The following is a 14,561-nucleotide window of genomic DNA, read 5'->3' as shown; positions in this document are numbered from 1 at the left end:
GATGAACGCGCATTACCGGCGCGCGCTCGGTGACTTGTTCCACGGACCATACCCAATGCATGGTGCCGACTGGATTACGCCCACCCCGATCAGCATGCTCGACGACAGCCGTTCGTTGTACGCTCAGATTCGATAGATCCAGATTTTACCCCCGTACCGGATTACGCCTTAGCCAGCGCATACTCCTGAACCAACACCTTCTCCGGCACGCGCCAGGCCCCTGCGATCTTGCGGATCATGGGAAGGGTGAGGGCACGGTGACGCGCCAGTATTTCGGTTGCCCGTGACTGGCCAATCAGCGCCGCCAGTTCCGCGCGCGTGTAACCGTTCATCTCCATTGCTGCCTCGATTGCGCGCACCGGATCTAGCGGCTCGATAGGCCAGCGACGGCTTTCATACGTTTCGACCAACGTGGCGAGCACGTCGAGCCGATCGCCGGCATCCGTACCTTCGTCTGCCCCCCATAGCGCCTTGATCTCTCGCAGCGCGGTTTCATGGTCCTCGCCGGTCCGGATAGGACGAATGTGCATCGCACCACCTCCACTAGGCATAGTCAAAATAGGCTCACCGTCAGGACATCAATCTTGCCGTATTTGGCATGCGTCCAACGAACTTGACGAAGGCAATCGACCGCTTCCAGTCGAACGCCACCACCATACGATAATCACCGCCAGCCACCTCGAACCGGACCCGCCCGCCATTGAGCGACTTCGCTTTTGAAAAGTCGGCAACGACATCCAATGGGCTTTGCCAAGTGGCCGCCCAAGCAACCTCATACTAGTGACTTAAAGAGGCTTCCGTCGTGGGGTGCTTCGACCAGAAAGCGATCAGTTTGTTCCTGGCGATGACCCTCATACGCATTCGATGACCATTTCCCGCCATGGGAAACAAGAAATCTTCCCGCTATGGGAAATGAGTGTTCGAGGCGGCCAACGAAACGGCCCCGCCGAGGGGGACGCACCGACTTGGTGAAGAAAGCGAGGTTTTATTATCTCTCCAACTTCTACCATTGCCCCCGCTTCGCCGAACTGCTCGTCATACACCAATACCCCGTCCGCTCCCTGCTGCCGGTCCGCGGCGCATCAGCGCCGCCCCTCGTCACGCAAATCTCTCAGCGAGAGACCGCCTGGGTCATGGCCTTTCTGGTCAGCGATGATCTCGGCGGCCGCGACTTGCGCGTCAGCACCGTCGCCCATGGGGCGCCCCGATAGATGCTCATCGTGGGATGAGCCTGGGCCGGCGGGATTCTACCTGCCGGCATCCGGCGAGGCGTCGCGCTGACGGCCGGTCAACTTCGCCGGGACCGACCACCATCCCGCACGTTCAAGCGCTTGCGCAATCCAGTCGGCGACGATCCCAGGTTTACCGCTGCAATACCATTCGAGGCTACCCGCCTCCTCGCCGGCCCAGGCCACCACATCGCTGGCCTAGCGAGAAGAGTAGCTGACCTCCTGCCCGTCGGGGCTGCGCCATGCGACGCCGGCGATGGCGCACCACAGATCGCCCCGCAGGCGTCATCCGCCCGCACCCCCGCACCGAGGATGTCGTCGAGAATCGCCTTGAACAGTTTGTAGGGCCGGCGCACGCGGTTGCTCGCTACGCCCCGAAAATCGTCCTTCTCGAAGAAGGGCATGGGAAGCATCCACGATCGCGCGCTCTAAACGCCATGCGCCGTCAGGAACATGGCGCCTGGCAGCATCGCGGAACAGCCCGCCGCGATCGATCATATGCCCATGTCCATGTCGCGTGCGCGGGTTATGCCTGAGAGATCGATCTCGAGCTGGCGCTCAGGAATCTGCCTATCCAGTGCGTGTTCGAGTGCTGGCTGCTCGTCCATGCGCTCGATCAGCCGCTCTAGCTTGCGTTCGGCCCGCCAGGTCGCGTCCTCGCCGGTCGCCGCGGCGCGCTCTCCCGACGCAGCACGCCAGTCGGCGACAAACCGGTCGGCATAATCAGGTCCGCTGCTTGCGCGCGCACGGCCCTCGTCGGCCCAGGCCCGCCATGCCTGGTCCACCCTACCGGCCGCGATCTCGCGCGCCAGCTCGGGCGTGCGGTCTAGCACGGTCCTGAGATCCTCGGCCCCGCTTGGCCGAAGCTGGTCGAGCCTGTCGGCGCCGGCATGCATGGCGCGAACATCGTCGCGCTCCGGCCACTCGCGCTGCCGGCTCGCATCCTCCACCGCCGCGAATGCCCGTGCGTAGCGACCGATCGCATCAGCCTCGATTGGCGGCGAGCCCGGCAAGCGGATCTGAGGGGTATCCGGGCTCCGGGGTGGTAGAGCCCCCGGCCCCGCGACCTCGCTCGCCGCTGTCTTCTCACCGCTTTGCCGTTCCGCCACCTTCTCCAGCCGCCTACCATCATCGACGACGAGCGTGACGCCTTCGCGCACGCGTGTCGCCAGCACCCGCAGCAGGCTGGTGGTGATGAGCTTGCCCTCGCGGCTGTCGGCAGCGACGATACCGTGATCGCTGGTCGCGCCTTGTGCCGCATGCGTGCTGGTCGCGTAGGCGAGATCGAGCCGCTTGAGCATCGGGTCGCCGCGCTCGAGGCGCAGCGCGCGACCATCGGCGGTGGTAACGGTAAGCGCATCGGCGGCGATGTGCGTGAGCTGCGCGCGGTCGGCGTTGATCAGACCGCGCTCATGGTCGGTGCCGGTCCAGCGCAGAGCGTCGCCGACATGGAGCGTCAGGTTCTGCCGTTCGTGAACGCGCACAAAATCGTCGACGCGGTTGGCGGCTAGCCTGGCCGGGCGGAACCGCTCCTGCACGCCGCCCTGCCGGCGTAAGGTAACGACGCCGTCCTGCACGCCCACCACTTCCGCGAAGCCCGAACGGACCCCTTGCGTCGGCACACCGCGGCTGAACTCGACGATGCGGTTGCGGGTGTAATGCTCAGGAAGACGTTGCTCCTCGCGGGTCAGGTGGACCGGCGACAGCACGGTCATGTTTGCCGGCGCTCGGCCAAGTTCACCCGCCGCCATGCGCCGCTGCTGCACCGCCTCGTTGATTTCGCCGCGCAGCTGGCGGCCCGACGCGTAGATGCCGGTGCGGGAACGGTCCCGCGACGAAAGCGCCATCCAGCGATCGGCTACCACTGCGGCGGCAGTACCGGGGGCTTCGATGGTGTCGGCCTTGAGCAGCCGCATCAGCTCGGGCACATCGCCTTTCTGCGCCGCGGCATGGACGTCGCGCATTTGCGGCGTGGTCGCGCGAACATTCTCGTCCATGACCGCGGTGCGACTACCGGCGCGCAGGATGACGTCGAACGGCTTGCCCGCCTCGACCGCGCCCAGCTGACGGCGATCGCCGACCAGCACCAGCCGGTCGACGCCGTGCGCGCTGGCGACGTCGACCAGCCGCTCCATCGTGCGGTTGTCGATCATCGAAGCCTCGTCGACGACGAGCATCGCACCGCGTAGCGACGTGCCCGGGCGGTACTCATGCTCGTTAAGGAAAGACGCGATCGTGCGCGCCTCGACGCCAGTGTCTGCACCGAGCCGGCGCACAACGCTGTTCTGGATGGCGAGGCCGATGACCTGCCGCCCTTCGCCTTGCGCGATGCGAACAACGGGCTTGAGCATCGACGACTTGCCGGCACCCGCCACGCCCTGGACGGCAATGACGCGGTCGCGCGTGGTGAGGATCGTGGTGGCGGCTGCCAGCTGGCCCTTGTTAAGTTTGCGGCCCATCGCCTCCACCGCCATCTGCTGGACGCTCGTCTCGGCATCACCGGGGGCGACGATGGCGGGCACGGCGTCGCGACCAGCTAAAACGCTCGCGACGATGCGCTGCTCGATCTCGAGCGCCTGGGTGGTGGTCATCATCGCGCCATCGGCGCCGGCGATCAGCAGTCCGCGCTCGGCGAGCATGGCGATGCGCTGCTCGACCGCCGCCACATTGACGGGAGCGCCCATGTCGAGCGCAGTCTTGAGCAACTCGCGCGCCGGAAACGCTGCTTCGCGTTCGGCAAGGTGGCGGACGGCGGAAGCGACTGCGTGCGCGGCGACGAAGGCGTCGGGACGCAGCCGCCCGGTGCGTTCCGGCACCAGCGGATCCGGCCTGGGACCAATCTGGAGCCCGAGGTTATCCGCGAGCGCCGCGCCTTGCGCGGTGATGCCGCTGATCCCCTCCACCAGCCGCCGCCATGCCGTTGGCTGACTGACCGCTTTCTCCTGCGCGATTGCCACCATCGCGGGTAGATCGACCCCCGCCCCTCGCGCCTTCTCACCCCATTCCGCGCGCAGCACGTCGCGGTCGATCTCGGCCGGCTTGGCGGCGCGCGTGCTCAGCGTTACCGCCGAGCGCGCCTCGGGGGTATGATGCTTCATCGCCGCCATGCCGGCATCGATCGCGGCCGAGCGCGTCGAGAACAGTTCAATCACGTCACGGGGGACGCCGGCGATCTCGAACTGGCCGTGCTTGGCAACACGCTCGGTCGTGTAACCGAGCTGCCCAACTGCAGCTCTAAGCGTCGCGTTGTAGACGGAGGCAGCCGCGGTGTAGCCCTCCCATAGCTTGTCGTTGTGGAGCGCACGCCAACTGCCGTCAGGCGCCTTGGTCGCGTTGGCGATGATCGCGTGAATATGCGCCTGCGGGTCGAGCGCGCGGCTGGTGTCGTGCTGGAACAGGGCCACGACGAGGTTGCCACTCTTCACCGGCTCCTGCCTGCCGTGACGAGTGACCCGCGCCTCGGCGAGGTTGGCCTCGATCCATCCAATCGTCGTTTTGACCGCCGCCATGTGCGCCGTCAGCAGGCGAGCATCGCCGCCAACATAGGCGAGCAGCGACAGCGACTTTGGCGCGGAGAAGGTGAAGTCGAGCCCGGCGCGGTGCTTGCCACCCGGACCGGTCGGGATGGTGTCGCCATTCGGCAGCGAGCCCGCCAGCACGGCCTCGAAGGCGTCGTGGCTGACCGGACCGTCAAGCCCAAGCGCCTTGGCCCCCTGCCCCACCCACAGGCTTGCCTCGGTCGCCTGCCCATCGGTGTAGTAGTTGTCAGCAGCATAGTAGCTAGCGGCACCGGACGCGGACCGCACGACCGCCGGAGTCAGCATGGCACTTGAGCCATTGGCATCAGTCGACGATGCCCTGTCCGACCTCGATCGCGCGCCTGCGGCTGGAGACATGGATCTCGCATGGCGCAAGCCGGCGATAGTCACTGAACCGGTCGGCGCGGTCCGCGCACGCCTTCACCCGCGCCTGGTTATCGGCGAGCCGCGTGGTTGCCTCCCAGTGGCGCAGCGGCCCTGCCCGGTGGCTGTAGTGTTCGAACAGCCGGTTGGACGCGGCGATACCATCGCCCGGCTCGCCGAGTACTGTCTGGCTGACCGCCGCAGCAACCATGCCGTTGCCGGGGACGACCATCAGCGCCAGCGCTGCTGATAGCACGCCGACCGCCGACCAGCGGGCCTTGTCTGATCCGACAGGTGCCTCACCAACAGGTGTCGGCGTCCACCGGGACTTCTGTCGCCGTTCAAAAAAGGAAATGGGAGCGTCCGTGGGAGTAGGCTTGATCACGGTCCGTGGCGCGGGGACCGGCGCAGGAGCAGACGCGATGCCGCTCGTGGCCGCAGCTGGAACGGGCACGATGCCCGTGGAGGTGGGCACGGTCGCAGTTGCAGCGGGGTCAGCCGTCAGCAGCCCCACGGGCTCATCACGTGACGCCTCAATGAGGGTCACCTTGCCGCTCTCGGCTGCAGCCTTGGCCTGCGTCTGATGTTTAAGGCCGAACTTCGCCAGACGGATCATCATTACGTTGAGGCTCTCGCCGGTACGCGCGGCTTCCTCACGAAAAAGGTCATTCTCGTCTTCGGTCATCGATACCGAAATTACTGGACGCCTGGCTTTCAAAAGGCTGCTCCCGGTGGCGACGCCCGTCCCCGATTGGACTGCGCGGACGCGATGCAGAGCTGCAACAAGACCCAAGGCGGCACGGAGTGCAAGGTCGTTTTTGCGTCACACGGCCATCATATCTCGTGTGACGTCATGCAAACAGAGCTTACAGCCGTATGACGCTATCATATCCTATGAATATCAATGCTTTATACATGCTGGGCACAGCGTGATGTGTGCCTCCTGAACCCTTGAAATCCCAGCTTTTGCTGCACTGGCCTGTCCAGATTCGTCGGTTCATTTCGGGACGTCCAGCGGGGCATCCGAGCCCTTGGGCGATTGAACCTAATCACCCCTGTTGGCCAGAGATCCATCGCAAGTTGTCCCGGCAACTTTTCAACTTTGGTCCGCTTGCCCGGTGACAAGGCGCCGCCACCTTTAGGCGAGCCTTGGACATGCGTGACGACCACCCGGCCGACATCTATTGTCGACCGGCTGATATGATCCGAGGTTCCTACGCCTCACCCCCCGGGACTGACCAGACGGCAAAGCCCGATTAACACGGCCGATCACCTGTGAGAATGGCAGTTCCTGAAATCCTGATGCTGACGGGTGAGTTTCGGACCATCCCCTCACCTGGGGGGCTCGGATGGGTCTGATCAGCTACCAGTGGGGCTTCGCGCTACGATCGGACGATTCCTGCTTTGCCAAGTCCGACCTGTCTCTAGGTCCGATCCATTCCGATCGTCAGGCTGCGGTGGTTGCCTGAGCCTATCAACGGAGCACGAACGGCGTCGACGCAATCACGAACAACTGGATTGTGGGTAGTGGCTACACGGAGAGTTACCCGACCTTAGGCGCTGACTGGATCACGCCCAAGCCGATAAGCATGCTCGATGGTAATCCCCCTCCTCATGCGTGGCGGCGGTAGAAAGCGGCGATCGCAACTGCCGGACACGGCCATCTCAAAGCAGCAGCGGATTATTGAAATGTACGCCACTAAGGCGTACATAAGGCCAAGAGCTAGAGGAGGTGTGCCATGCTCGGCTTCCAGGATCAGGTCGGCGCCGTTGACGAGCGCAGCAGCGAGCGGATGAACTTCCGAACGAAGCCGCGCATCAAGCAGGCTATCCAGCAGGCTGCTGCGCTCTCAGGCGTGGACGACTCGGTCTTCACCATGAACGCAGCCTATCGCTCGGCAATGGAGACGATCGCGGCGCATGAGCGCACCAGCTTGCAGCCGATCGACCATGCCGGCTTCTTCGCCGCGCTCGACATACCGCCGTCCCCCACCGAGCGACTGCGAACCGCCTTTGCGCGCCATCGCGAGACGATCATCCATCGGTGACCGCAGCCGAGGCCGCAAACCCATCGTTATCGAGCCGCTCGATCCTGCCAGGCATGATCGAGCGGCTTTCTCGTGTGGTATCGACCAGGTCGACAACTTTTTCCGTCGTACCGCCAACAAACTCTCCAAGGCGGGCAACATCCGCACCTTTGTGATGACGGGGTCTGAGAACGAGCTGATTGGCTTCTACGCCACCAATGCTCACGCCATCGACTATACCAAATTGCCCGAGCGGTTCGCCCGCACCCGCCCTGCCCATGGGAGCATTCCGGCAGCCTATATCTCGATGATCGGCGTCGATAGCCGGTTCCAGGGACAGGGCTATGGCGGCGATCTGTTGGTCGATTGCCTCAAGCGGCTGGTCGTGGCGGCCGATGCGCTGGGGATCGCTGTCGTCATGCTCGACGTGCTGGACTGTGGCGACCCCGACACGGTGGCGAAGCGCGTGGCGCTCTATACTGGCTATGGTTTTGAGCCACTGGCGTCCAATGGCTTACGACTCTTCCTGCCGATCGCGACGGTTCGAACGCTTACGCAGTCATGAGCATGTGGGGTCTACAGGCGGCGCAGGGGGCGTTGTTTATGGGTTTCGGCTCGACGACTATGTGCCCGCTGATCATCTGCTGCGTCTTTGGCGAACAACCGATTTTGGCGAACAACCGATCCACAGCCTGATTTGCGTTCGCGGACCACGGCTGGAAGCGCAGGCGGCTTCCCCTGAAACGCTTACAGTCGGGGCGAGAACTGCCTTCCCGAAATCCGCCTCCTATTAAGCTGGCATCTTCTGCCTCTTTGACGATGCCATTTGAAATCGTTCTGTGATGAACGTGATGCCAAAACATCTGATCACAATACATGCTGGGTCATAACGCCCGCTGGTTGCGAGGGGCAAAATCGAAATAAGCCTTTTAATGGGCGCGCCCTTTTATTTGAAGCTTTTTACCTATAGATATCTTATGAAAAGCTTCAAATGAGCGACTGGACCGATTCATGAATGCCATCGTCAATCATATCGGCGAGCTTGCGGACGCAGGCGAACGAATGATCGAACGCCTACGGCGTAAGGCATTCCTGCCCGAAAGCCGAAAGGGACTCAACGTCCGCTTCGGGATCGCAGAGGCGGCGCAATTGCTCCGCTGTTCGACCAACCGGATCCGCATGGCTGAGGACGACGGTCGCCTCCCCCCCGCCCCGGCGGGTGAAAACGGGCGCAGACTCGGCTATTCGGTGGAGAATTTGCTGCAGATGCGCGAGGTCCTTGGCGCCTCTCCTGCCCGCGCGCCGCTTGATATTCCCGCAATCATCGCGGTGCAGAATTTTAAGGGTGGGGTCGGAAAGTCGACCGTCACCTGTCACCTCGCGCATTATTTCGCGGTGCAGGGCTATCGTGTGCTGGTGGTCGATTGCGACAGCCAAGCGACAACGACGACGCTGTTCGGGTTCAATCCCCATTTCAATATTACACGAGAAGAGACGCTATACCCGTATCTGTCCATCGATCCGACCCAAGCCGATCTGCTTTATGCAGTCAAGTCAACGCCGTGGCCCAATGTTGACCTGATCCCGTCGAACCTCGAGTTATTCGACGTTGAGTATGAGCTCGCCGCGGCGGGATCGGATGGGCAGTCGGTACTCGCCGCACGCTTCCGCAAACTTAAGCAGGGGCTGACCGACCTCGCGCGCAATTATGATGTGGTACTGCTGGATCCTCCCCCCGCGCTCGGGACGATCAGCCTTGCGGTGATGCAGGCGGCGAATGCGCTGCTCGTCCCGCTGGCCGCAACAACGCCCGATTTCTGTTCGACAGTGCAGTTCCTGTCGATGATGGATCAGGTGCTGCAGCAGCTCGCGCATGCCGGAATCGAGGTCGAATACGGCTTTTTACGGTTGATATGTTCAAAGTTCGACTCGAACGACCCGAGCCACGCAATGGTCCGCACGATCATGGAACAAAGCTTCGGCCCTGCCCTGCTTCCGGTACCGATCCTAGAATCCGCCGAGATCAGCCACGCCGCAATGCGTATGATGACGATCTATGAACTCGAACGCCCGATCGGCACGCCCAAGACGCACAAGCGTTGCCGCGCAAATCTCGATGAGGCGATGGGACAGATTGAGCAGCTCGTCCGCCAAGGCTGGGGCCGAGTGGAGCCCGCACGTGAGGAAGATCTACTCCATGTCGCGTGAACCAGAATTGTCGCTGTCCGACACATCAGCGTTCCAAATATGTCTAATGCGGGAGGTGTCGCATGGCGCGTAAGCAATCCGATTATCTCGCGGCCTTGCTAGCGGATGAGCCAGCCGAAACCGACGCGGGCGCCCCCCCTGCCCCGCCCATACCTGAACGGTCGCGCGGCACCACGCTGCTCAACCGAGAGACCGCGCTCGCGCGCGTGACGAGCGGCGAAGTGCGGCAAGTGACGCAGCTGCTGCTCGATCCCACGCGCGTGCGGATCTGGCCCGGCAATGCACGCAGCTACAAGCATTTGACCGAAGATGACTGCCGCGAGCTGATCGATTCCATCATCGCCGAAGGCGGACAGAAAGTCCCAGCGGTGGTACGCCGTGTTGACGGCGATCCGGCTCATGACTTCGAAGTGATCGCGGGCACGCGACGCCACTGGTCGATCAGCTGGCTGCGTGCGCATTCCTATCCCGAAATGCAGTTTGTGGCGCAAGTTGCCAGCCTCGACGACGAAGCCGCGTTCCGGCTCGCGGACCTCGAGAACCGTGCGCGCAAGGACGTGTCCGATCTCGAACGCGCGCGCAATTATGCCGACGCGCTCAAGACGCATTACGGCAACCATCTGACGCGGATGGCGGAACGGCTCAAGGTGTCGAAGGGCTGGCTGTCGAAGATGGTAAAGGTTGCACAGATCCCCGATGCGGTGATCGCCGCCTTCGCTTCCCCGGCCGATGTCCAGCTCAAGCCCGCTTATGCGCTGGCGCAGGCGCTCGACGACAAGGCTGCAACCAAGGCGATCCAAGGCGCGGCGCGCGAGCTCGCGCGCGAACAGACCGCGCGGCGCGATCGGGGTGCGGCCCCCTACCCTGCCGCGGACGTATTACGGCGATTGCTCGACGCGCCGAACGATCCCGCCGACAGCGCTCCCCCCTTTACGTGGACCACGCCACACGGCCGCCCCGGGCTCAGCGTCCAGTCGAGCAACCGCCAGGGCGTCACGATCCGGCTCCACGCCGGGTCGGGTGCGGCGACCGACGAGCTGGTCGACGCGCTGCGCCAGGCGCTCGCGCATCTAGAGGCCGAAGGCCGCGGGCTGAAACGGTGAGCGTGTTTCCCCGGGGAAACAGGCCGCGCCGCAACCCGGTGCCGACGGTTGCCCGCACCGGCCCGACGGTGTTTCCCCGGGGAAACACCCGGAGTCTGACCGCATGACCCGTGCCGATCGCCAGAACGTGTCCGAGCAGTTCAACCTGTTCCTCCCCTATCTCACCGACATGCCGCTGCGCGACCAGCGCGAGATGATGGAACGCCCGTTCTTCAGCCTCGCCAAGTCGAAGCGCGTCAAGCCGATCAATTACAAGAGCCCCGACGGCAAGCTGTGGGTGCATGTCTCGGGCAATCCCGATTACGGCATGGCGACAATCTGGGATGCCGATATCCTGATCTATTGCGCGAGCGTGCTCGCCGACATGGCCCGGCGAGGCGTCAACGACGTGCCGCGCAAGCTCCATCTGATGCCCTACGACCTGCTCCGCGCGATCGGGCGACCGACGACGGGGCGCGCCTATGAGCTACTTGGGCAGGCGCTCGACCGGTTAGTGTCGACCACGATCAAGACCAACATTCGCGCCGAGAACCGCCGCGAGGCGACCTTCAGCTGGCTCGACGGCTGGACCCAGCTGGTCGACGAAAGGACCGAGCGATCGCGCGGCATGACGATCGAGTTATCTAACTGGTTCTGGGAAGGCGTGATGATGCAGGGCGGGGTGCTGTCGATCGACCGCGCCTATTTCGACCTGACCGGCGGGCGCGAGCGCTGGCTGTACCGCGTAGCGCGCAAGCACGCTGGCGGGGCAGGGGAGGTCGGCTTCGCGATCGCCATGCCGACACTGTTCGAGAAATCGGGCGCAGAAGGGCAGTATCGTCGTTTCAAATTTGAGATCGCCAAGATCGCGGAGCGCAACGAGCTTCCTGGCTATGCGCTTGCCTTGGAGACGCCGGCTGGCAAGCGCGAGCCATCGCTGCGGATGCAACGTCGCAGTGATGCCGAGCGCCCGGTGAAAACCGTGGCGGCGTACAAGGTGCGCGGCGCTAAGCCTGCACCAAGGCCAGCGTCAACCAATCCCGCTGCCACGGCTGACGATGCGACTGAAACGATTGACGTGACAGCGTTGCTGCGACGGTCGCGCACCAGTCTGGCAACACGCGCGACCGCCGGCGAAATCACAGATGCGACGATGGCAACGTTGCGAGCAGAGTGCCCAGGCTGGGATTATCAGACGTTGCACCATGAGTTTCGCACGTGGGTTGAGGCCGACAACGCTCGCACGCCGGTGAGTTATCAGGCGGCGTTCATCGGCTTTGTCCGCCGCTATCATGAAAAGCACCGCCACGAACTAGGGCGCTAGAAGCTTTTTCGTCTTACGAACGGCCTTTGCCTCAGGAGGGCAGGGGACCCACACGTACATCGAAACCGCTAAACTGGCGCCACCGTTCCCGAAGTGTCGTGCTCACAAATGTCTTTCCCGCTCGACGCTTGGGTATCTATCCCAATTGAACGTCCCTTCAGACAAACCCCGGCGAACTGATTCAATTGCTTTCAAAAAACTATCTGATCGGCCGGGGCTTCGACACTCCAGGAACAGCGTTCGGTCCTTCAGGAACGCAAAGTCGATCCTTCAGGAACTTAGTCGTCGACACTCCAGGAACGGATCGACGACACATCCGGAACGGCGGTGCCGATCTAACTCACGGAGAACAAAGCGTTTAAGCCCGGTAAAAAGCTGGCTAACCCTCTAACATCAGTTATAAACTCTCTAACCAAGGAGTTTCTATATCTTTGAGAAATGGATTAGGTCGTGCCTGTGTCCGCGCATGCACCATGCGACGTAGGCGACTCTCAGACCTGCCTGCAGATCAACAGTGAATGAAATGAACCCCTCCTCGACAGCGAGAATCGTCCGATTGCAGCGTGCGCTATTTATAGCGGATGGAAGGCCACCTGCGATTCAGCAGGTGATGCCCAACCGGCGAGGACATACCCGCCCCGTGAGCCATTTATGGCCGTCACGCACGCGTCGTGCGGCGATAGTCGCAACCGCGTTCCGCATCAGGGCAGCACGGTTGGTTTCGGGCTGTTCGCAACTATCGTAATGATCATCCCGCCCTAGGTTGGTAGCCGCCTTTTCTGCATCGGGTGCATTCGTGAGCGTCTACCCTAATCATGTCGCATGGCGCGCCACCCTTGGGCCTTAAGGTATTCGAGATTTACATCGATAGAGTTTGAGCGAGTTCCGGCCCCGTCATTTGCGGAGCTGTTCGCCGATAGGGACAAGCGTCACCGAGTTAGCGAACAGCCATAAACTGGCGGGAATGAGAAGCGCGGCCCCAGCGATCGACCCGCTGAGCGCGATCTAGCCTCCACGGCGCCGTAAATATCATCGCGTCACATATTGAACAGCATCAGCAGTTCACTGGCGTCGCATCCCAGGAGAGCCTTCAGGCCAGCGTAGAGCGCTCTGTCAGGCTTGATCGCCTCTACATCGAAGGAGACATTGGAATGCCCAACAAAGCCCTCAGCAGGGTTGCATAGGGCAGGGCAAGGTTGGATGCGACAGCGATCATCACACTCTTCTCGCCGACCAGGCGCAGCGTATCTAACATGCCAGAATAGGGCGCGATCGTCGCTAATTCCTCGTTGAGCATCGTCAGCTCCGCGTCTGGGTAGGGCAGCGCCAACCAGCGTCATAGTCTGCGAAGTCGATCAGCTGGATCATCGGCGAGGCCAGGGGCCATGCCTAGTTCTGGGCCTGTCGGATCATCCGTTCGAATGGATGCCGCTTGCAGCCGGTATGCACCGGCGTCCCGAATGCATCGAATGCGATTGCGCGGGTAATCGGAGGCGGAGCGTAGAGAAGATCGCTAGCAGGGAGCAACCGGGCGTACTGTGCGTCGCTGACACTTTGCGGATTATAGCATCGGCACAATGCTGAAAACGGTCAGTCGGCTAGGGCGTTCCGGTGAAGATGTCGGCCCAGCGCTCGGGGATATCATGTCTCTCTACGTCCCCGATACAGATGCAGCAATCATGACGCGCCGCTATAACTTGTCCGGCGTCGTGACGTTTGTCACTTGGTCTACACGGATGGGCCGCGCAACCACGTTGCTGCTCCTTGCAAGCGCAGTCAGCTCACGCGTGCGGGACAGGGCGAAATAGGACGCTTGGGATCAAGGCGCTGGAAAGCATCGCTGTTCCAGTCCCGTCACTCGACGCACAGCACTGGTTCGACCGCCTTCAGGTAAAGGTTCAATTGGCCGGTTGGCCCAGGCCGAAGCGGCGACCGAACTTGCCGCTCTGCTGCCCGCCATGTTGCACGAAGCATTCGGCGACAACACGCGCACCAACTGAACCAGAGGCCTCGACCATTTCAAAACTGAACCGCAAGGAGATCCACGACGAGGTCCGCGCTATTCTCGACCAGCACCCTGGCGGCCTGCGTTGGGCCGAGGTGCTCATCCGATTGTGCTGAAATATCCGCAGTAGTCCGCGACGTTCCCCTTGGACAAAGGAGGGGCCGAAGAAGGCATGCGAACGCGGGTTGCGCGATCCATCGCGGGGCAGCGTGAAGGATCCCTGGAGCTGACTTTCAACAACGGGCATCACAATTTCGACAAGGGATCGTCGGGTAGGAACAAGGGCTATGCCGCGACAATCAGCGGGTTGACTACGTTCGCCAACCAGCTGCGTCGCCGGCCTGAAAGCCTACATAACTGAAAATTCCTTCAGCTCGCACTACGGCGTGAAGGCCTCGTACCAGGCCATTGCCGCGGAGGTGATCGCGGCCCTGCACGCCAACCGCGACGTGCTTCTCAGCATCACGGGGTAGGACGGCGGTCGCATCTGGCCGACGAGCTACATTTTAAAACCCACTCACCAAAATCCGCGCGCTTCGCCGCCCCCGTGACGGAACATATGGACATACTGTGGGCGCCCTCAAAACGAAAGATATTCGATAAGAGAGTGGAAAGGCAATTACATTTTAGTACGCCATTAAACCAGTTAGTCCATCTTCACGCTTGATCTTCTGTAGTAGTTTCTGGCGTTTTACTTAAACAACCAATAAAAGACCACAGCAGAGCAGCTGTTTTTATCGAGAATGTCGCAGTTCCGCCTACAGTTAGCCAAACGAGAATATAA

10 protein-coding genes are annotated in these 14,561 nt (G+C 62.2%); 5 read left to right on the top strand and 5 right to left on the bottom strand.

What is annotated here, in order from left to right; genetic code table 11:
* Positions 1 to 161: 161 nt before the first annotated feature.
* The 4 genes from ASE89_RS11735 to ASE89_RS11715 form a co-directional block, all read right to left on the bottom strand.
* Positions 162 to 530: a helix-turn-helix domain-containing protein gene (locus ASE89_RS11735; RefSeq protein WP_056677856.1), complete on the bottom strand. Its 369-nt coding sequence runs from the start codon at positions 528 to 530 to the stop codon at positions 162 to 164.
* A gap of 40 nt (positions 531 to 570) precedes the next feature.
* Positions 571 to 741 carry a type II toxin-antitoxin system HigB family toxin gene (locus ASE89_RS21185; protein WP_236701737.1) on the bottom strand — a complete coding sequence of 57 codons (171 nt, stop codon included), beginning with the start codon at positions 739 to 741 and terminating at the stop codon, positions 571 to 573.
* A 982-nt stretch (positions 742 to 1,723) separates the two neighbouring features.
* A complete protein-coding gene (mobF, locus tag ASE89_RS11720) occupies positions 1,724 to 5,053 on the bottom strand; it encodes a MobF family relaxase (RefSeq protein ID WP_056677850.1) in 3,330 nt (1,109 codons plus the stop codon).
* A gap of 19 nt (positions 5,054 to 5,072) precedes the next feature.
* Positions 5,073 to 5,816: a hypothetical protein gene (locus ASE89_RS11715; protein WP_056677847.1), complete on the bottom strand. Its 744-nt coding sequence runs from the start codon at positions 5,814 to 5,816 to the stop codon at positions 5,073 to 5,075.
* 1,054 nt (positions 5,817 to 6,870) lie between these two features.
* Here ASE89_RS11715 and ASE89_RS11710 point away from each other — a divergent pair.
* From ASE89_RS11710 to ASE89_RS11690, 5 genes are all read left to right on the top strand, one after another.
* A complete protein-coding gene (locus tag ASE89_RS11710) occupies positions 6,871 to 7,179 on the top strand; it encodes a type II toxin-antitoxin system TacA family antitoxin (protein WP_056677843.1) in 309 nt (102 codons plus the stop codon).
* Positions 7,145 to 7,723, top strand: a complete 579-nt coding sequence (locus tag ASE89_RS11705; protein WP_236701736.1) for a GNAT family N-acetyltransferase — start codon at positions 7,145 to 7,147, stop codon at positions 7,721 to 7,723. The genes ASE89_RS11710 and ASE89_RS11705 overlap by 35 nt, the downstream gene beginning before the upstream one ends.
* A gap of 446 nt (positions 7,724 to 8,169) precedes the next feature.
* A complete protein-coding gene (locus tag ASE89_RS11700; protein WP_056677840.1) occupies positions 8,170 to 9,366 on the top strand; it encodes an AAA family ATPase in 1,197 nt (398 codons plus the stop codon).
* Between the two features lie 62 nt (positions 9,367 to 9,428).
* The gene (locus tag ASE89_RS11695; protein ID WP_056677837.1) at positions 9,429 to 10,469 is read left to right on the top strand and encodes a ParB/RepB/Spo0J family partition protein; all 1,041 of its coding nucleotides are present in this window, start codon (positions 9,429 to 9,431) and stop codon (positions 10,467 to 10,469) included.
* Between the two features lie 103 nt (positions 10,470 to 10,572).
* Entirely contained in the window at positions 10,573 to 11,772 is a 1,200-nt protein-coding gene (locus ASE89_RS11690) for a replication initiator protein A (protein ID WP_056677834.1), read from the top strand.
* Positions 11,773 to 12,901: 1,129 nt separating this feature from the next.
* On the opposite strand, the gene ASE89_RS11685 is transcribed toward ASE89_RS11690, so the two are convergent.
* Positions 12,902 to 13,069, bottom strand: coding sequence for a hypothetical protein (locus ASE89_RS11685; protein WP_156363443.1), 168 nt, complete (start codon positions 13,067 to 13,069; stop codon positions 12,902 to 12,904).
* Positions 13,070 to 14,561 lie beyond the last annotated feature (1,492 nt).

This window comes from Sphingomonas sp. Leaf30, assembly GCF_001422525.1.
In the GTDB taxonomy this organism is placed as follows: domain Bacteria; phylum Pseudomonadota; class Alphaproteobacteria; order Sphingomonadales; family Sphingomonadaceae; genus Sphingomonas; species Sphingomonas aerolata.
The sequence above is the reverse complement of the archived record's forward strand: the minus strand, read 5'-3'. Positions and strand labels throughout refer to the sequence as shown.